Raw genomic sequence first — 18,733 nt, forward strand, 5'->3', positions numbered from 1 at the left:
TATGACAATATCAATTAAGATTTCGATGAGCTCGTCTCCTTGCTATTGTCTTTTTGCTCTAGTTCGGGCATCAGCCCATTATGCATCGCGGTTTTCGCTAACACATGACTGGTAGTAGGCGCAATCAACAAGGTAAGCAACAGAATCATTACTAGCTTGGAAAACGTTAAAAAGTCGGGACTGTAAAACATCAGGCCAATTAAAATCATCCCCGCACCTAAGGTATCGGTTACACCCACTGCGTGCATGCGGGTATAAAAGTCGGGAAAACGTAAAATACCTATACCACCAGAGATACAGAGCAAACTGCCAAAAAATAAACATAATGCTCCGCTAACATGTATAAGAATGTCCATTCAAGGCTCCTTTTTCAAAGATCGCTTATCGGAGGACGGGTGCTTAAATTCATTGCTATCTGAGTAACGTAAAACGCCAATTACACTGATGAAATTAATGAGCGCATAGACAATTGCGATATCCAAAAACTCAGGTCGTCCCATGACAAAACCTAATAATGAAATCAGCAACACTGTTTTAGTGCCAAACATATTGACTGCCAAAATACGATCATAAAGTGTGGGGCCAACGACCCCCCGTATGATTGCTAAAACCATGACAATAAAAATTGCAAGCGTGGCGGCAATCAGCATTATCCTTCCAATAAACGTACGCGGCGATCCATTTCGCCAGCGATTAATGATTCAATACCTTCATGGAGTAGGGCGTGCACTAAAACTTCATCGTCTATGAGATCGATCGCTAACGTTCCTGGAATTAATGTGATGGAATTTGCGTATATTACTTTTCCCATATCGGTTTTTTGACTGATTTTAATTCTCTTTAGCGTGGGCGATATGCTCTTATTACCTAGCCAAATATGTTTTGCCACAGTGATATTTGCTTGAACAATCTCTTTGATAAGCCATAAGTAGTAGCTAAAAATATGAAGCGTTAAATAGAATGGCTGAGACTCCTGATCAACTACATTCATTTGATGTGAAATGATTAACACTAAGACAATAGAAGCAGTCCCAAGCAACAACATGAGTGTGCTATAGTGGCCTGAGTTGAGTAACCAAAATGCAGCCAAAGTCAAAAATAAACTGATGGTATGCCGTTTCATGAATCCTCACCTCAAATTATTTATAAAAAAATTTTCATAATTTGGATATTTGACAATTAATCACCCCTCTCATAAAATTCAAAAAGCTGGAGGGAAATTTTATTACTTATTCTATTTACATATGCCCTCTGCCGCAGTGGTTGGTTTCTAATCTTCTTCTGCTAATTTAAAATAATTTGTATTGTCTACTTTCAAAATACCGTTAAAAAACCTCGAATGTTGTAAATACAAGGCATAGTTTTAGTTTTATCTGAATTTATTTTGAAAATATTTCGTGAGACTATTTAATCTCGTGCTAATTTTATTATCAAACAATCGGTGCGCAAATGATGCAACACCTTTTCGGCGGTATTACCCCATAAAAGACCCCTAATCCCTTCACGGCCAACGCTGCCTATAATCACTAAATCACTGCGTAATTCGTTGGCCTGATGGGGAATGGTTCGATCCGGTGGCCCTGCCGTGATATGACTGGTTACGGAACTCATATCAAACTGAGCTAACAGTTTCTGCATTTTTTCTATCGCAGCTGGTGCTTTTTTCAGTTTGACTGAGTGTTTACTCACCACATCAAATTCCAGCAGTGGTTTAGCAATAGGAATACTATACACCGCGTGCAATTGGTCGTGAGTAACCCTGGACAAGATTTCTCCCCAACCTAGTATTAAAGAGTTTAGTTGCTGATGATGACTTTCGTCGGTTGATAAGTCCAAAGCTAATAAAATATTGGTTTTACTTTTCCACTTAACGTGGCTGGTGATCAATATTGGACAGGGTAAGTGACGGATTAATGTCCAGTCAGAAGGGGTGTGAAAAAATGACTCACTACGGTGTCCACCTTTGATCACCAGATCTACAGATTTCCGCTTACAGCGATTAACCACCCAGTCAGCAATATTATCACTAATAACTATTTCGCTAGTGATTTCTGTCTTGTCATCAAAAATGCTATGGATATTGGAGGCAAGTGATTGTTTAGCCTGTTCTATGTGCTGTTCAAGTGTGATGTCTGACTCGTTGGTGTGCTGGATAAATTTGATTATTTCCAGCGTCGCGCTCATACGGAGGGTAATATCGCGAGCCTTTTCTAACGAGAGTATATCGTCGTTTTCTATGTCAGCAATAACCAATACCTGTTTATTCATGGGTTTCACTCCTGTTATACTAATATATAACCTACATTCCGCACATTGCCAATTCGGCAAGTGGCCTAGATATTTGTACGCAATAGATCACAAGACGTAACGGTAAAGGATCACAAAACCAATCGTCAGTCGATCAAAGACAAACCCCTTAGGCCGTTGCATACTGCTTTTTAAGCTAAAGTGAAGGATGTGCTGGCATAGCCCAGGGAATGAAACTGTATGCGATTGAGCATCTTGGAGTCTTTGTCGGGATGTTTGAACAATTAGGCCTGACCCGTCTCATCGACCAAGCCATTCCCCTGGCTGCCGATAAGCGCACCCATACCACGATAGGACAACGCGTCAAGGCCATGTTGTTGTATGGCATGGGATTTCTGCGTTGGGCGTTATACAACACGCCGCAATTCTTTGAGAAGCTGCCCGTCGTGCAATGACACGTGCCGTTAAGCGTCAAGGTAAAATTTGGATACGAGTTTTCCCTGACAAACCAATTACTGAGAAGCCTCTAGAAGTGCGTCAAGGTAAAGGTAAAGGTAATGTTGAGTACTGGGTTTGCCAAATTCAACCAGGTCGCGTGTTATATGAGATGGACGGTGTTCCAGAATCAGTAGCTCGTGAAGCGTTTGAATTGGCAGCGTCAAAACTGCCGTTTAAAACCACCTTTGTAACTCGGACGGTGATGTAATGAAAGCCACAGAACTGAAAGAAAAAAGCGTAGAAGAACTGAACACGGAGCTACTTAATCTGCTTCGCGAACAGTTCAACTTGCGGATGCAGGCGAGTACAGGTCAGCTTGAAAAAACTGATCAAATTCGCAAAGTGCGTCGCGACATTGCGCGTGTTAAAACCATTCTGACTCAGAAGGCTGCTGCATAATGACTGAACAATCTAGTCGTACAGTACAAGGTCGTGTGGTCAGCAATAAAATGGATAAAACCATTACTATTGCGGTAGAACGTAAAGTGAAACACCCTATATACGGTAAGTTCATTAAGCGCACTACTAAGCTACACGCTCATGACGAGACTAACCAATGTAACGAAGGTGACGTAGTAACAATACGTGAATGTCGTCCTTTGTCTAAATCCAAAAATTGGATGTTGGTAGAAATCGTTACTAAAGCTCAATAAGTTTTAGTGCAAAATTGAAAAGGCGCGCCTCGCAAGGGTCGCGCCTTTTTTGTTTCAACCCAAAGCTAAAGCGCGCCTATTCCTCATTCTTCTACCTCACCCTGTGTTGTAAACGCAGTAGCAGTGACACTATCAGTGACATTAGCTAGTTCTATATGGCACTATCGCTTAATACATGGCGTTAGATATGCCTTATCGTAGGATCGGCGGTGTCTTTTGGGGCTAGTCGTTAAGCAGTAAAAAGGATAGACCCTTGAGCAAGGTGATTTGCCCACAATGTGCTACCGAGCAAACCTATCAAGCCCCCGAAAGCGGCCAAAGCCTGCAGTGTTGTTGTTGTGAGCATTTGTTGGTCAAGACTATCCGTGGTGGTAATTTGCCGGCCTTGCTGTTGACTATTTCTGCCCTGATGTTGTATTTTCCGGCCAATTTTTATCCGATCATGACCATGATTTACCTCGGGCGAAGTAACGAGACCACTATTATGGGTGGGGTTATTAACCTGTATGACAGCGGCATGCTTGGCCTGGCGGCCTTGGTATTTATGGTCAGTGTGGTTATTCCCATCGTTAAAATTGCGGTGATGCTTTACCTATTATTACTCAGACGTTTCTCGCCCTTATCAAACCTCACCGATCATAAATTGCTGCGCTTTGTCGAACGTATCGGGCCTTGGTCCATGCTGGATGTATTTCTAATCGCGGTGCTGGTCGCGTTGGTGAAGCTCGAAGATATGGCACGGGTCGAACCAGGTCCCGGAATTGTAGCTTTTGCCGGTGTAGTGGTGCTCACGCTAGTGGCATCTCAGGTTATGGATAGTCGTTTATTGTGGAAGAAAAAAGATGAGTGAAACAGCACAAGGCAAGTTAATTCCCACCGCTAAGGTCAACTGGTTGTGGTTAATTCCAATGATGACCCTAGCCTTGGTGGCTTTCATCGTGTGGCGAAATTTGCCAGCCCAGGGAGAGACACTAACCCTATATTTTGACGAAGTCGGTAGCCTTAAACCGATCCAAACCAAACTGCAATATCGGGGTCTGGAAGTTGGCCAGGTAGAAGAGTTACAGCTGACCTCAGATCATCAGGGGGTGAAAGTTAGACTTCAGGTGGATGACAGTATCCTGTCCTTGCTAAGGGAAAAAACTAATTTTTGGCTGGTCAAACCGGAAATAGGCTCATCCGGAATATCCGGGATCACTACCTTGGTATCTGGGCCTTATATTACCTTTTCTCCGGGAGAGGGGGAGGCGCAGAGGATATTTGTCGCGGCGCAAAGTCCGCCGCTGGAGAAACAGGACGGACTTAAGTTTAGCATTACCAGTGGCTTGAAAAACAATATTGCCCCTGGTGATCCGGTGTATTACAAACAAGTGGTGGTAGGCAGTGTTTACGCTTATGAACTGCTCAGCGATCGAGTGATCTTCTATGCTCAAATTCAGCCCGACTACCAGGCGTTGTTGCGCCGCAACAGTGTCTTTTGGGAAGATAGCGGGTTGGAGGTTGATATGGGTCTGTTAGGCGTGTCTGTGTCTGCCGCCCCGCTAATGAGCTTATTAAACGGTGGGATAAGTTTTGCCACGCCCTCAGAATATGGGCCTGCGGCAAACGTCGACAGTGAGTTTCAACTGCATAATGACAAGGAAGATGAGTGGCCAGGGTGGCAGCCCAATATTGAGTTACCCAAAGTCAGGGTAGAGCGGAAAATCCAGCCTAATCCTGCTTTGCTGCCCCAATCCCTGCAAGAAGATAAAACCTCATCGGGGGATAATTAGCCCCCGTTAAGCTTAGTTAATCCAGTTAAGGCTGGATTGGTGCAATGTCGGTCAGCATCGAATTTTCCAATATAATCGCCTCGAATATAGGGTTGGGCGGGTTAATTTGTGGGCCCAGGGCGTGCTGAGCTTTCATCATGACTTTAGCTGCTGGTATGGGTGGGCAAGACTCGTCATGCATATGTTGGAGCGCCGCGGCAAATAATCCCTCAGTCGGGTCCCCCAGGGCGCGGTTAAAATCATCCGCTACCCTACAGCCAGGCACATCTGCCTGGAATAGTGGGGTGGGGGTTGGTATAAAACCGTCGACATAGTCACCGAAACCTTTTTGATTATGCCCTTGAAACTGAATGGTAAAGTAAGTGGTGCCACAATTATCTTGGGGATAAAAACCATAGGGTTTGCCGCAGGTTTGGCCACCGATCAAGATCACTTCAACATCCACCCCACGTAGGCCATTGATAAAGGCTTCGCTGGCAGAGCAGGTAGCGTCGGTTGATAACACGTAGATTCGGCTTAGGTTGAGACTCGGCAGAGTTTGTGAGGTTAAGGTGCCGTTGGCATAGTCGATTTTTGTGGCATAGAAGGGCGTCGGTGCCAACGCGCGACCCGTTACGGGGTCGATATTGGCGTATTTGCGATTAAACTGCAGCTCATCAAAAGTCAGGCCGGTGGTTTGCGCGCGGCCTGCCACCATATAGGCAAGTTGCGACGCCAAAGATAACAGGCCGCCGCCATTATATCTCAGGTCAACGACCAACTGGACGACGTTATCATCGACAAAGCGCTGCATCGCTTTGATCAGGGGCTCTTGGGCTGGACGGATATGGCTATTGAATTGCAGATAGCCTACACGACCGGCGTCGGTGTCCAGGATCTTGATGTTTTGCACCGGGGTCAAGGCAATATCCCCACCGGTAAGCTGCACAGTTTGCATCTGCCCGCTTAAGTTTTGTAAGGTGAAACTGTAGGTTTGTCCGGCTGAAACCGGAAATAGCGCGGCATTGATGGCATCTATATCCAGTTGAGCCCTGCTGTTAATAAAGTCTATGTCGTTTATTTTCAGCAGCCTATCTCCCCGAGTAAGACCGGCGAGGTCGGCGGGGGAACCGGGTTCGGTATAACGTACCCGCAGGCTTCGGGGGGCGAAGGATTGCTCGAATTCCCAACTGATACCATAGCCTGCTATTACCCCACTTTGAGTGCGAGATTTGTATTCAGAGGTAGATTGATGAAAGTGAAAGTTGTCCTTGAATGAGCCTGAGTCGGTGCGGAAATCTGTTTTAAGCAGGTCAAAATATTCCAGCACTGTATAAGGCAGAGGATCTCGGTCGGTTATTTCATCATACCAAAGGTAGGTTTCATTGCTCCAGGAACGTAGCCACATTTTTTCGTTCATGCTGCTACCTGCTCTATCCGGATATGCCTGACCACTAAACTCATCTGTGCCGCTTCTTGGTATGGCGCATCTGTCTTTAAACAATGTTTGCTCGTCAAATACCCCGGCCACCCACTCTTGGTCTAGGGGGGGGGATAAGCCAGTTACCGTAGATGGGCTATTGCTCGCCCCGCCGCACGCGACAAGCGTAGCGCTTGCCAAGAGTAGGGATAAATAAACTGATGAAGTGATATGGCCCAAAGCAACTCCCCAAAAAAACGATTAATTTTATCCGCATATCGCATATCGCATACCGCTTATCCGCCGGATTAGTGCCAAATGAACAACCATAAAGTACCGCGAATTTTTAACAGGCTAAAGGCAATTTTGACGTTCACCTTATCCCTAGACCGCTTAACGGCCTGCAAACTTACATCCAGCAGTAGCCAAGCGTTTATTGCCCCCCAGAAGTAACCATGTTGCTATTTGAATGTTGATACCAGTGCTTGATTAGGCCAATCGTATTTTTCGCGCTTCGATTACCCCAGCATGCTGCTACGCTTAGTCAGTAAATTTCGCGCTCTGCGTTCAAAAGAGAGAATCAGATGGCAAATCGACCGACGTTAACTACCAGTGCGGGTGCTCCAGTCCCGTCAAATAACACATCCAAAACAGCTGGGCCTAGAGGTCCGTTATTATTAACTGATTATCAACTGCTTGAAAACTTAGCCCATCAAAACCGTGAGCGTATTCCGGAGCGAGCAGTACATGCCAAGGGGTGGGGGGCCCAGGGCAAGTTCACCGTTACCCATGATATTAGCCAGTATACCCGGGCTAAAATGTTCGGTGAAGTCGGTAAAACCACTGAGGTATTAAGCCGCTGGTCAACGGTGGCGGGGGAATCTGGTGCAGCCGATACTGAACGGGATGTACGTGGTTTTAGTTTGAAATTCTATACAGAAGAAGGCAATTGGGACATGGTGGGTAACAATACCCCGGTGTTTTTTGTGCGGGATGCTTATAAATTTCCGGACTTTATTCGGACCCAAAAACGTCACCCAAAAACCAATTTACGTTCCCCTGAAGCTATGTTCGATTTTTGGGCTTCTCAGCCTGAGAGCGTGCATCAGGTCACTATCTTGATGTCTGATCGTGGCATACCTGTTAACCCCATGTTTATGAACGGTTATGGCAGTCATACCTTCAGTTTTTGGAACAACAATGGTGAACGTTTCTGGGTTAAGTTTCACTTTAAAACCCACCAGGGACACAAACACTATACTAATGATGAAGCAGAAAAATTGACCGGCAAGACCCGAGAGGCTTATCAAGAAGATTTATATAATGCTATCGACCAGGGCAATTTTCCGAAGTGGTCCCTGTTTATTCAAGTGATGCCGGAAACGGAGGCACAAGAGCTTACTTACAATCCATTTGATGTCACCAAAGTATGGCCACACGCACACTATCCATTAATTGAAGTGGGTGAGCTAGAAATGAACCGTAATCCGGAAAACTATTTCCAGATGGTTGAAAATGCTGCGTACAGCCCCTCTAACGTGGTCCCTGGCATAGGCTTTAGTCCGGATAAAATGCTCCAGGCCAGGGTGTTCTCCTACGCCGATGCCCATAGATACCGTTTGGGCACCCATTACGAAGCCTTGCCGGCAAACGCGCCTAAAGCTGCGAATGTGCAGCATTATCATAAAGATGGCGCGATGCGTTTTTTTAGCAACGATTTTGAAAATGCCGATGCCTATTATGAACCCAATCAACATGCAGGACCGGTAGCCGAGCCGTCAGTGCAAGAGCCACCACTGCGTATAGATGGAGATGCGGCCCGATTTGAACAACTAGACAGCGACGCAGACTACGTACAGCCCAGGGCACTTTTTGAGCTATTCAGTGACGAGCAAAAACAGCGCTTGTTTAGCAATTATGCGGCTGCTATGGGGCCTTGTTCCGCTGCGGTCAAAGAACGCTGGTATGCGGTACTTGAAAAGGTGCATACGGATTACGCCCAAGGTGTGCGCACCGCCAACGAGCAGCAGGACTCAGATGTCAACGCTGTGCCTGTGACCGATGATACGCCTGTATCAGCGAAGTAAAACACCCAAAAGCTAGGCCGCTTCGGCCTGGCTTTTTTAATCCCGGTATTGTTTGATAGCGCTATGGGTAAGATGGGTACCAAATAACGACATTAAACAATAACCACTAAAAAAGTAGAAACCGTCTCCCGCCGCCGACAACGTTTGGGTGCTGATATCAAATGAAATCTTAAAGCCTAAAATACTGATAAAGTGGGAGGTCACGGTCTGCGCATGATCAGTTGACAGCATCGCCAAAAACACCGCCACCACAAACACGTCTGCCATTGACCATTTGCTTATAGCCGCCACGAATTCCACGATGCGCCTTTCTAACCGGCTACGTTTCTTAAAGTATGCCAGGCTAACCAACAAGGTTTTAAGCAGCGGAATACATATCGAAAAAAGGAAAATAAGTGCGGCAACAAACAGGCGATTATCACGCCACAATTCTTCAACCGTGGTGATAATTGACAGTTCCTTATCAACCAGATTGGCCGAGATGCCCGAGGCATTGAGCAGTGCAGACATTTCCATGTTTAAGACAAACATTGGCAGTAATATACCCGGAATGAACAAACCCAAAGCGCCAAGGTTGCAAGCAAATCCTAAATGTCTTCTGAGCACGGTAACTCCTTATGGCTTGCGAAAAGTTAGGGTCGTCCCCTATTTTTTGCTTAATAGTTAGGGGCAGGGGGGGATTTTAACATTTATTTGATAATAAATGCGCCTGGCTATAAACCTTGGTCAAAGATAAAACGGGATGCATAGCAATAACTTGGCCACAAAACAGGATGATTTATGGTATATTTTTTAATACCTAGCAGGCCCGTTTTATAACCTACTGTTGGTATTGCTTGGTTAAAATACATACAACAGTTAGCCATTCATTTTGAGTAACTACGTGAAAAATATTCTGATCCTGCTCAGCCTGACATTTTCTTGTACAGCACTCGCTGAGCAAGACCTGTGGGAAATTACCCTCGATTGGTTACAGACTTCCTTACCCGAACAATCACAACTTGAGTTCAATCAAAGCAATATCAAGTTTGACGGCTGTCGCCAGCGTGATTACCAATTGATGTTAAATCAAATGGTGAGTAAAAATCTACATATAGAGACAGCTATTGGCTATGAAAAAGGCGAGTTGACGCTGGGCGCTTATAAGCAACAGGTTAGCATGCGTGAATGGTCTATTATTCCCCGTTTTCAGATCCATAGCCTGCTTAATCTAGGTTTTGGTGTGGTACGCCAAATGGCGGCGCAGTTTGAAACAGCAAACGGCGCGGACATGCAATTCCCCACTAGTACCCAGTGGTTACTTAGTTCACGTACCCCTGGACTGGAAGAGGATCACTATCTAGAAGTGGCGATATCTAGCCAACAATGGCAGCGCACCAATCTTGCTGGCAATTGGCTTGAGCGCGGTCGGGCCGATAAAAAAGTGAATGTCAGCTATACCGGTTATTTTTAACGTTCGCTCATACCCCTCAAAGTTTAGGCAAATACCACCGTTTTGGTTTTGTGAATGATAACCCTGTCCTCCAGGTGATAACGCAAGCCATTGGCTAATGCCATTTTTTCACAATTTTTACCTTTACGTACCATGTCGTCAGCACTGTCACTATGGGTGATGCGCATGACTTCTTGTTCGATTATTGGGCCTTCATCCAAATCACTGGTGACATAATGGCAGGTGGCACCAATGAGTTTCACCCCCCTATCATAAGCCTGCTGGTAGGGCTTGGCCCCGGCAAATGAGGGTAAAAAACTGTGGTGAATGTTAATGGCTTTGCCCGCCAATTCCTGACATAAACTATCTGGCAAAATCTGCATAAATCTGGCCAGTACTGTCAACTCAATCTGATAATGATTAAGCAGCTCGGCAACCTTGGCGAAACCTTTTTCTTTACCTAAAGTGTTGAAATCCACCCAATGGAAAGGAATAGCATACCAGTCGGCAAATTGCTGCATATGGGGATGATTTCCGATAATGCAGGCAATGTCACAATGCAATTCCTTGCTGTGCCAGCGGTGCAGTATGTCCATCACACAATGGGATTCCAGGCTGGCCAATAATGCGACCTTTTGTTTCACATGTGAATCACTCAATTTCCAATTCATGGCAAACGAGTCGGCTATGGGAGAGAAATCCTGCCTGATCTGTTCCAGGCTGACTGTCAATGAGTCAGCGCTAATCTCATGACGCATAAAAAAACGACCGGTTTTTAAATCAGTGTGGTGACTGGCTTCCACTATGGTGGCATTTTGCTCTGCTAAAAACTGGCTGACATTGGCTACAAGACCCACTTGGTCGGGGCAATCTATGACTAATCTAAAGGTTTGCTGCATACAAGCTTAATCCGCAAAATTATATGCCGTCCATTGTGACCCGCTTTACCCTCTTTGATAAAGGCTATTTTGGCCTATATCAGTACACTAAATTAACGCTTGGCAAGTAATTCTATCAACAAATACAACTGAACATTGGAAATCGAATTAATCCTAAGATTAAACTCCATCACTACCCTGACAGTATTGCAACGGTTTAAGGGCTCCCATATGGAGGCTGTCAGCTGGCATTTTTCAGCGGCTAAAATTGAAAGTGGGTGCTAATGGCCAGGTTTTTTTGCGCCGATAAATCACGCCCTTGGGGCCAGAGAGGGATTCAAATAGATGAAACTCGTCGGTTTTCCAGGTGAACAAGGGGTCAATTAAGGCCCCAGGCGGATTTTCCTGACATTTGCGCACTAGACTTAAGTGAGCGATATATTCACGTTTTTGCAGTTCGATGCCTGCGTTATGACTCAGCTTTCTTAAGCTGTCGACTAATTGAATATGTGCGGGTTGGCACTCCCCGGTGCCCAGCCACAACACCTTAGGTTTGGGCCAATAACCTAACCGGTCCAACTGCACAGAAAAACTACCAATGGTACTCAGTTGATCCAGCCCCTGGGTCAGGTTATCGAGCTGATTGGGGGTAATACTCCCTAAAAACTCCAGGGTAATATGGAAATTACTGGCCCGCACCTGGCTTCCAAAACCAGGAAACGCCTTTGTCCGCCAGGCGTCTATGGCGAGCTTGGTTTGGGCCGGGGGATCGATGGCGAAAAATACTCGCATGGCAAAATCCTGTATAGTTGATATGTATAATAACATGGCGGTTTTAACCGCCGTTAACAACACGCTTTTTTAAATGAGAAATATTTTTGTTACCTGTATTAGATATTGTTCCTAAACTCCTCAGCCAATTATCCTTATCTGATTGTATTTTAGTGGCTCCACCCGGAGCGGGTAAATCAACCTGTGTGCCTCTGGAACTGCTTAACAGTGCTGTTTTCACTCAGCAAAAAATCATCATGCTTCAGCCCAGACGTATCGCAGTACGCAATATTGCCCGCTATCTGGCCGCCCAGCTGGATGAACCTGTGGGGCAAACCGTAGGTTACCGTATTCGCGGCGAAACCAAGGTAAGTAGCCAAACCCGATTGGAAATCGTGACAGAAGGTATTTTAACCCGCATGTTGCAAAGCAACCCTGAATTACCGGGTGTGGGACTGATCATCTTTGATGAATTTCACGAACGCAGTATGCATGCCGATTTCTCACTGGCCCTATGTATCGAAGTGCAGGGCGCACTGCGTCCGGATCTGCGTCTGTTAGTCATGTCCGCTACCTTAGACATAGCGGCGCTAACACCTATTATGCCCCAAGCTGTGCATCTGGCCTGTGAAGGGCGAAGTTACCCAGTTGAGGTATTTTACCAGAGCGATACCTCTGTAAAACCTCTCTACCAAAAAATTTGTCAACTGACCCAACGCGCTTTTAATCAACATCGCGGGGACATTTTGGTATTTTTACCCGGAGCCTGGGAAATTCGCCAGGCTGCGGCCAGCTTGCAACATATGTTACCTGGGGAGATAGTGATCCATACCCTGTTCTCCGAGCTAACCCAAGCCGAGCAACAAGCGGCGATCGAACCTGACCCCCAGGGTAGACGTAAAATTATATTGGCGACCAATATTGCAGAGACCAGTTTAACCATTGAAGGGGTGACTGTGGTGGTTGACAGCGGTATGCAAAAAACGGCTGTTTATCAGTTAAATAAGGGCGTTACCGAGTTGCAGCTTGGCATGATCAGTAAAGCATCGGCCACCCAGCGGGCCGGGCGGGCCGGGCGTCTCTCAGCTGGCAGCTGTTACCGGATGTGGAGCCTCGAACAGCATCAGCGATTGGCTACCCATGGCATACCTGAAATTCTCAGCGCTGATATGGCGTCCTTTATTCTCGAAGCCTCGATATGGGGCACAGCGATAAAACAACTGGCATTAATAGATGTGCCTAGCGCGGCGCAATTAGCTCAGGGGGAAGCTCAACTGGTCGCGTTACAAGCCAAGGATAGCCAAGGTCAGCTCACGGCTCACGGACGGGCTCTGCATCATCTTGGCTGTCACCCGTCTGTCGCCAATATGCTGATTAAAAGTGCCCAGCTCAGTGAAGCTCATCAGAGTTTAGCCTGCGCAATAGCCGCGTTGCTCGAAGAAAAAGACCCCCTAGGTCATCAGGCAGGTGCTGGCTTGTATGCTCGTTTGAGGTTTTTACAACAACAACCCAAACATCGAATATGGCAAGTTATCGGCCGTTGGCAGCGCAAAGTTAAAGGCAATATGGCGCCTTGGCCTCTTGGGGATGCGGGTGTGTTACTGGGCTTTGCCTTTCCCCATTGGCTGGCAAAATCCCGGGACGGCGAGACGTACCAACTCGCCAATGGCACGGGGGCTAAACTGCCATCTGATGATCCTCTGGCGGGCCAAAATTGGCTAGCCATGGGTAATATGATGCTTAAGGGGCAAGATAGGGCTAACGCCAAAATAACCTTGGCGGAAAGCCTGGATCTGGGCCAGATTGAAACACACTTTTCTCATCTTATCAGCCAACAGCAAAGCTGTTTGTGGGATAATCAGCGCGGTGCAATAGTGGCGCAATCCCAATGTAAGCTGGGGGATATCGTTATTGATAGTCAGCCACTGGCCAAACCGGACACGGGGCAATTAACGGTCATCTGGTTGCAGGTGATCCGTTCTAAGGGAGTGATGCAATTACCTTTTGATGGGCGAAGTTTGCAGTTGATCTATCGTCTGCGGCTCGCCGGCCAATTGCTTGGGCATGCTGACTGGCCCGATGTTAGTGAACAGAGCCTGGATGCCAGTTTAGAAGCCTGGCTGTTGCCTTATTTGCACGATAAACACAGCTGGCAACAGCTAAGTAAATTAAATTTCTATGATCTACTGAGCAATACTATGGATTGGTCACAGCAGCAAAAACTGGATGCGCTGCTGCCAACAAAAATGCAGGTGCCCAGCGGTAGTATTGTGCCGTTAATCTATTCGGCTCAGGGGGAGGTCAGCCTGGCGGTGCGTATGCAGGAAGTTTTTGGCTTGCTCGATACACCGGTCTTTGCCCAGGGGAAGCTCAAGGTGCAGATGGAACTCTTGTCGCCGGCGGGGCGGCCGTTGCAAAAAACCCAGGACTTGGCCGGATTTTGGCGAGGCAGTTACAAAGAGGTACAAAAGGAAATGAAGGGGCGCTACCAGAAGCATTTTTGGCCGGACGATCCGGCCTGCGCCAAAGCGACCAATAAAACCAAAAAGAAGATGGGCAGTGCCAAGTGAATGATTGGTGATAATCTCTTACATCTGTACCTTGAGCTAAGGCGGGCGAATTGATATTATTAACCCTCTTGTGCAGCCTTGAATTTTCGGCTCATTACCCCATTGAATACTGTTGCAGTATTTATTCTGCTTAGCCATCCTTGAGCATTTCCCTTATGACGGCGGACATATTTGCCGTCCAGATCCCAAAGGCCTATGAAAAAAACTGATAAACGTCCCGCAAAACCTTCTATCGCCAGCAAACTGCATCCATTTCGTTGGTTTAAGCGCAATTGGTGGCGATTAATCATTATAGTGACTGCGGTTATCGGCGCTTACGCCGTTTATCTCGATGCCCAAATAGTGAAACAGTTTAGTGGCAATAAGTGGCAGGTACCGGCGCAGATTTTTGCTCGGCCCATGCATTTGCAGCTAAAACAGGAAATCACCATCACAGAAGTAGTAGAAGAATTAGACCTGCTAGGTTATCGCAAGGTACGCCACGCAACCCATACTGGGGAGTATCAACTTAAATCCAATGGTTTACGTATTCAACGTCGCAGTTTCCATTTTCCCCATGGGGCTGAGTCCACCCGTAATATAGATATTACCCTGGCTGAAGGCCGGATCAGCAGTATAGTGGATTTAACGACTAAAGCTGGTCTAAAGGATGTGTACCTGGAGCCTTGGTTAGTGACCCGCTTGATGAGCAGCGGCCGGGAAGATCGTATGCTGGTTAATATGCAAAATGTGCCCCCCATGCTGACCCAGGGGTTGGTATTGGTGGAAGATAAGGATTTCTATCAACATCATGGTATTGCGCCTATGTCTATCATGCGCGCGCTTATCGCTAATGTATCAGCGGGTCGCGCGGTACAAGGCGGCAGTACTCTGACTCAGCAACTGGTTAAAAACCTGTTTTTGAGTAATGAAAAGTCCCTGGTTCGCAAAGCAAAAGAAGCCTTGATGGCGCTGATCATAGACGCCCGTTACAGTAAAGCCGTTATCCTGGAGGCTTATCTCAATGAGGTGTTTTTGGGCCAAAACGGTAAGACGGGTATCCATGGCTTTGGCCTGGCCAGCCTATTTTACTTCGATCGTCCTCTGGATGAACTCAATGTAGCGGAATCGGCGACCTTAATAGGCATCATTAAAGGTCCGTCATATTATAATCCCAGACGACACCCAGAGCGAGTCATTGAGCGGCGTAATCTGGTATTGCGGATTTTATTTGAAAACAATCAGCTGCAGCGAACTGAGTATGAAAAAGCCATAAATCAACCTCTGGCACTTGCCAGTGGAGCCAGTCTGGCAAAGGGCAGGCACCCGGCCTTTATGGATCAGGTGGGCAGGGAGTTGCGTCAGGTATTGGCGGATCCAAATATTCGTGAGTCTGGTTTAAAGGTCTTTACTACCCTGGATTCTGTGGCCCAGCGCAAGGCAGAGAAAACCGTGGCTAACGGGATTTCCGCTCAGGAAGACCGTCTGCAGCTGAGCGATCTGGAAGCGGCCATGGTGGTAACCGATATAAAAAGTGGTGAAGTGCGCTCTATAGTGGGCGGAGCCAACCCGCATTTCCAAGGGTTTAATCGGGCTATCGACGCCAAACGGGCCATAGGATCTTTGATCAAGCCGGTGATTTATTTAACGGCCCTGGAACGCTCTGAGGATTTCAATCTAGCCACTCAGCTCCTAGATGAACCGATTAAACTCAAAAGTACCTATGGCAAGATGTGGGAGCCTCAAAATTCGGATAAAAAGTTTCGCGGGCATGTGCCTATGGTGACCGCACTGACCCAATCCCTTAATGTACCGACTGTGGGCTTAGGCATGCAGCTTGGGTTAGATAGTATAGCCCAAACGATTGAACGCTTGGGCGTAGATGAGCCAATCGATCTTTACCCGGCATTGACCCTGGGAGCCGTAAACTTCTCGCCCTTACAGGTCAATCAAATGTATCAGACGATAGCTAATAATGGGCGTTTTATCCCCTTGCATGTCATAACCGGCGTGATGTCACCGAGTAACAAGTTATTATGGCGTTTTTCCATCCTGCCCCGACAAAGAGTCGATGAAAAAGCCAGTTATTTGCTCAATTACGCCTTGCACCGCGTCACGCTTGAGGGCACCGCCAAACTCATTAAAAAGCGCTTTCCGGCAATTAATATGGCTGGAAAAACAGGCACCACAGACGATTATCGTGATAGCTGGTTTAGTGGATTTGACAGCAACATGCTCATCACGTCCTGGATAGGTAAAGATAATAATCAACCGGTTAATTTAAGTGGTGCCAGTGGTGCCCTCCAGTTGTTTATTAGCTACCAGCAAAAACAGCAGCCCAAGTCCCTGGTCCGACGCTTTCCAGAAGGGTTAGGCATTGCACATTTTGAAATGCAAACCGGGGCCATCAGCCGTGCCGGTTGTCAGGATACGTTCAGCGTACCAGCCATATTGGATGCCCTACCACCTGTGCCAGCGACCTGTGCAGGCGGCACTCGTGGGCCACTGAAAAAGTCACTCTGGGAACGGCTATTTGGCAGTTAGTTTAGGGCTTGTGAGAAGAGTGTTGAGCGGGTAAATGGGCTTTTTTATCGATCCGCTCTTGAATGAATGAGCCAACATCAGGTGCATTTGTGCACTCAATATTTCCCCCCGTCCACTTGGATAATATGGCAATGCCTTTGCTAACTGTATTTGAACAGTTAGCACGGACTTGCCTGGCTTGACGAAACTTTTCATCTTCACTCAGTTGGCTGGTTGCTGGTTTATCTAGCAGGCTCGGAGTATTTTTCTGCTGGCGATAACGGACCGCTTCCTCAGCGGCAATATCGGCAATCGCTTGCTGATTAAAACCTTTTAGCTGCTGTTGTACCTGCTCTTCAGCTGATGGCCCTGGATAATCAGCTTCGCGGTCTGCCTTGCTGGTCGTAAAGCTGACACTACTATTGTGCACAGGCGGTGCCGGGATATCAGCGGGGATCGCCGAAGTTGCACCTGAGCCCATTCTTGGCACTATTTTTTCGATTTTTATCTGCGCCGCCCCAGGTGCAACGATGTCGTCTGCTCGGGCGGCGGGTTGTTGTTTGGTTAATGGCTGTGTTGGCGGGAGAAGTTTTGGATAAACTAAGGTTGCCTTGATGGTCTGCCGGTTTTGCTCAGGTGTGTTGATTGGGCGTGTAAAGGGCCGGGCAATCAAAAGCAAGAATATGACATGAAATATCAACGAAACACATAACAACCAGTAGCTAGAGCGTGAAGGGGGGACTGACGCGGGTGGTCTGTGCAGTGCTTCTGGTGTCATAACGGGGGCGGGTAGTTTAAAAACAGTAGAGTGAGGGAAGGGTTTTTAGTTCCCTTGCAACGAAAGTTTACGACCCAGCGCTAGGTATTAAACTCATTATCTGCTTGGCGCCGGTTGTTAAATATACTCACGTGCCAGCTGCTTTGGGCGAAAACCTGAGTACACAACTGCTCAATAGCTTCGCTGTTGGACATGCCCGTTATGATAAATAACTGGATATCTTGTACTTTTTCCGAGTCTAACTTGCCTAACATGAGTAAACCATGAGTGTCGGCTGCAGTTAATTCCGAGCCCGTTACCTGACTAAAATCCATCATCAGTTTGCGTGCTTTTTTGAGTCCCGATTTGTAATCCCGGCTTTGATTGAGAAAGATCAGATCGAGCGCATTGAGCACACCGTTAAATTCGATACATAGCTTGTCATGGGTGGTTTTAATTTCATAACTCATTATTTTCTCCTGCGGTAAACACGCCTGTGATGGAGAATAGCGTACTTTTAGTGGCAGTTGGCATGCCAAGCGATATATTTTGTTCCAAGACCATGGGTACATCTGTGTTAGTCGCCAAATACGTTGCTAATACCCGGCATATAAAAGTGCCTTAAGGGGCAGGTCGAGCAGGGCGCACCATTTTAATGCAAATGCCAGACGTTGCCCCAGCGTTGTGCGCTAGATAATGGCAAAATAGCGGTAAGTGCTATTATGTTATTGAAATACCTAGTAAATAATTTGTGGCACAGGTCTTGTTCTATGTTGTTCATCTACTTAGCAAAATAACAAAATAAACCTTGGGAGCAACACCATGAAACTAGTTACTGCGATCATTAAGCCCTTCAAGCTTGATGACGTGCGAGAAGCAATTTCTGAAATTGGCATAGATGGTTTAACCGTTACCGAAGTGAAAGGTTTTGGTCGACAAAAGGGTCACACCGAACTTTATCGTGGCGCTGAGTACCAAGTAGATTTTTTGCCCAAAGTGAAGCTTGAGATCGCCGTGCAAGACGATCAGGTGGAACGCTTAGTTGAAGCCATCGTTGGCGCTGCTAAAACGGGTAAAATTGGTGACGGTAAGGTGTTCGTTTACGACTTGGAACATGCCGTTCGTATCCGTACCGGTGAAACCGATGGCGAAGCCATCTAGAGATTG

The 18,733-nt window shown here is 46.7% G+C and carries 21 protein-coding genes and 1 pseudogene; 11 read left to right on the top strand and 11 right to left on the bottom strand.

Going from position 1 to position 18,733, the window contains the following annotated elements; genetic code table 11:
* Nucleotides 1-14: 14 nt before the first annotated feature.
* The 4 genes from mnhG to AC3RV5_RS02535 form a co-directional block, all read right to left on the bottom strand.
* Complete coding sequence (gene mnhG / locus AC3RV5_RS02520) at nucleotides 15-356, bottom strand: monovalent cation/H(+) antiporter subunit G (protein ID WP_489730427.1); 342 nt, start codon at nucleotides 354-356, stop codon at nucleotides 15-17.
* Nucleotides 357-650 carry an MrpF/PhaF family protein gene (locus AC3RV5_RS02525; RefSeq protein ID WP_489730428.1) on the bottom strand — a complete coding sequence of 98 codons (294 nt, stop codon included), beginning with the start codon at nucleotides 648-650 and terminating at the stop codon, nucleotides 357-359.
* Complete coding sequence (locus tag AC3RV5_RS02530) at nucleotides 650-1,123, bottom strand: Na+/H+ antiporter subunit E (RefSeq protein ID WP_489730429.1); 474 nt, start codon at nucleotides 1,121-1,123, stop codon at nucleotides 650-652. Before AC3RV5_RS02530 ends, AC3RV5_RS02525 begins: the two co-directional genes overlap by 1 nt.
* Before the next feature lie 284 nt (nucleotides 1,124-1,407).
* Nucleotides 1,408-2,268 carry a universal stress protein gene (locus AC3RV5_RS02535; RefSeq protein WP_489730430.1) on the bottom strand — a complete coding sequence of 287 codons (861 nt, stop codon included), beginning with the start codon at nucleotides 2,266-2,268 and terminating at the stop codon, nucleotides 1,408-1,410.
* A 251-nt stretch (nucleotides 2,269-2,519) separates the two neighbouring features.
* Here AC3RV5_RS02535 and AC3RV5_RS02540 point away from each other — a divergent pair, with 251 nt between their 5' ends.
* From AC3RV5_RS02540 to AC3RV5_RS02565, 6 genes and pseudogenes are all read left to right on the top strand, one after another.
* The gene (locus AC3RV5_RS02540) at nucleotides 2,520-2,702 is read left to right on the top strand and encodes a DUF4277 domain-containing protein (protein WP_489732077.1); all 183 of its coding nucleotides are present in this window, start codon (nucleotides 2,520-2,522) and stop codon (nucleotides 2,700-2,702) included.
* A pseudogene (gene rplP, locus AC3RV5_RS02545) lies at nucleotides 2,681-2,953 on the top strand (50S ribosomal protein L16); the annotation flags it as partial. The gene AC3RV5_RS02540 and the pseudogene rplP, both read left to right, overlap by 22 nt.
* Nucleotides 2,953-3,144, top strand: coding sequence for a 50S ribosomal protein L29 (gene rpmC, locus AC3RV5_RS02550; RefSeq protein WP_489730420.1), 192 nt, complete (start codon nucleotides 2,953-2,955; stop codon nucleotides 3,142-3,144). The pseudogene rplP and the gene rpmC, both read left to right, overlap by 1 nt.
* Nucleotides 3,144-3,398 carry a 30S ribosomal protein S17 gene (gene rpsQ, locus AC3RV5_RS02555; protein WP_489730421.1) on the top strand — a complete coding sequence of 85 codons (255 nt, stop codon included), beginning with the start codon at nucleotides 3,144-3,146 and terminating at the stop codon, nucleotides 3,396-3,398. The genes rpmC and rpsQ overlap by 1 nt, the downstream gene beginning before the upstream one ends.
* 262 nt (nucleotides 3,399-3,660) lie before the next feature.
* On the top strand, nucleotides 3,661-4,248 hold the full coding sequence (locus AC3RV5_RS02560) for a paraquat-inducible protein A (RefSeq protein ID WP_489732078.1): 588 nt from the start codon (nucleotides 3,661-3,663) through the stop codon (nucleotides 4,246-4,248).
* A complete protein-coding gene (locus tag AC3RV5_RS02565) occupies nucleotides 4,241-5,170 on the top strand; it encodes an MlaD family protein (RefSeq protein WP_489730431.1) in 930 nt (309 codons plus the stop codon). Before AC3RV5_RS02560 ends, AC3RV5_RS02565 begins: the two co-directional genes overlap by 8 nt.
* Before the next feature lie 25 nt (nucleotides 5,171-5,195).
* Here AC3RV5_RS02565 and AC3RV5_RS02570 read toward each other — a convergent pair whose 3' ends face one another.
* Nucleotides 5,196-6,800, bottom strand: coding sequence for a S41 family peptidase (locus AC3RV5_RS02570; RefSeq protein WP_489732079.1), 1,605 nt, complete (start codon nucleotides 6,798-6,800; stop codon nucleotides 5,196-5,198).
* Between the two features lie 353 nt (nucleotides 6,801-7,153).
* Between AC3RV5_RS02570 and AC3RV5_RS02575 the strand changes: the two genes are divergently transcribed.
* The gene (locus AC3RV5_RS02575) at nucleotides 7,154-8,656 is read left to right on the top strand and encodes a catalase (protein ID WP_489730432.1); all 1,503 of its coding nucleotides are present in this window, start codon (nucleotides 7,154-7,156) and stop codon (nucleotides 8,654-8,656) included.
* 36 nt (nucleotides 8,657-8,692) lie between these two features.
* Here AC3RV5_RS02575 and AC3RV5_RS02580 read toward each other — a convergent pair whose 3' ends face one another.
* A complete protein-coding gene (locus AC3RV5_RS02580; protein WP_489730433.1) occupies nucleotides 8,693-9,262 on the bottom strand; it encodes a paraquat-inducible protein A in 570 nt (189 codons plus the stop codon).
* A 277-nt stretch (nucleotides 9,263-9,539) separates the two neighbouring features.
* Between AC3RV5_RS02580 and AC3RV5_RS02585 the strand changes: the two genes are divergently transcribed.
* Nucleotides 9,540-10,109, top strand: coding sequence for a hypothetical protein (locus AC3RV5_RS02585; RefSeq protein ID WP_489730434.1), 570 nt, complete (start codon nucleotides 9,540-9,542; stop codon nucleotides 10,107-10,109).
* Nucleotides 10,110-10,132: 23 nt separating this feature from the next.
* Here the strand turns inward: AC3RV5_RS02585 and purU are convergent, their stop codons facing one another.
* Together purU and thpR are read right to left on the bottom strand one after the other, a co-directional pair.
* The gene (gene purU / locus AC3RV5_RS02590) at nucleotides 10,133-10,987 is read right to left on the bottom strand and encodes a formyltetrahydrofolate deformylase (RefSeq protein WP_489730435.1); all 855 of its coding nucleotides are present in this window, start codon (nucleotides 10,985-10,987) and stop codon (nucleotides 10,133-10,135) included.
* Between the two features lie 234 nt (nucleotides 10,988-11,221).
* Complete coding sequence (gene thpR, locus AC3RV5_RS02595; RefSeq protein ID WP_489730436.1) at nucleotides 11,222-11,758, bottom strand: RNA 2',3'-cyclic phosphodiesterase; 537 nt, start codon at nucleotides 11,756-11,758, stop codon at nucleotides 11,222-11,224.
* 86 nt (nucleotides 11,759-11,844) lie between these two features.
* On the opposite strand from thpR, the gene hrpB reads away from it, so the two are divergent.
* Complete coding sequence (hrpB, locus tag AC3RV5_RS02600; RefSeq protein WP_489730437.1) at nucleotides 11,845-14,307, top strand: ATP-dependent helicase HrpB; 2,463 nt, start codon at nucleotides 11,845-11,847, stop codon at nucleotides 14,305-14,307.
* Between the two features lie 195 nt (nucleotides 14,308-14,502).
* Entirely contained in the window at nucleotides 14,503-16,830 is a 2,328-nt protein-coding gene (mrcB, locus tag AC3RV5_RS02605; RefSeq protein WP_489730438.1) for a penicillin-binding protein 1B, read from the top strand.
* Nucleotide 16,831: 1 nt separating this feature from the next.
* On the opposite strand, the gene AC3RV5_RS02610 is transcribed toward mrcB, so the two are convergent.
* From AC3RV5_RS02610 to AC3RV5_RS02620, 3 genes are all read right to left on the bottom strand, one after another.
* Complete coding sequence (locus AC3RV5_RS02610; protein WP_489730439.1) at nucleotides 16,832-17,587, bottom strand: hypothetical protein; 756 nt, start codon at nucleotides 17,585-17,587, stop codon at nucleotides 16,832-16,834.
* A gap of 80 nt (nucleotides 17,588-17,667) precedes the next feature.
* Nucleotides 17,668-18,036, bottom strand: coding sequence for a hypothetical protein (locus AC3RV5_RS02615; RefSeq protein WP_489730440.1), 369 nt, complete (start codon nucleotides 18,034-18,036; stop codon nucleotides 17,668-17,670).
* Nucleotides 18,026-18,154, bottom strand: a complete 129-nt coding sequence (locus AC3RV5_RS02620; protein WP_489730441.1) for a hypothetical protein — start codon at nucleotides 18,152-18,154, stop codon at nucleotides 18,026-18,028. The genes AC3RV5_RS02615 and AC3RV5_RS02620 overlap by 11 nt, the downstream gene beginning before the upstream one ends.
* A 234-nt stretch (nucleotides 18,155-18,388) precedes the next feature.
* Between AC3RV5_RS02620 and glnK the strand changes: the two genes are divergently transcribed.
* Complete coding sequence (gene glnK, locus AC3RV5_RS02625; protein WP_007103493.1) at nucleotides 18,389-18,727, top strand: P-II family nitrogen regulator; 339 nt, start codon at nucleotides 18,389-18,391, stop codon at nucleotides 18,725-18,727.
* Nucleotides 18,728-18,733 lie beyond the last annotated feature (6 nt).

Source organism: Paraglaciecola sp. IT1134 (genome assembly GCF_058068185.1).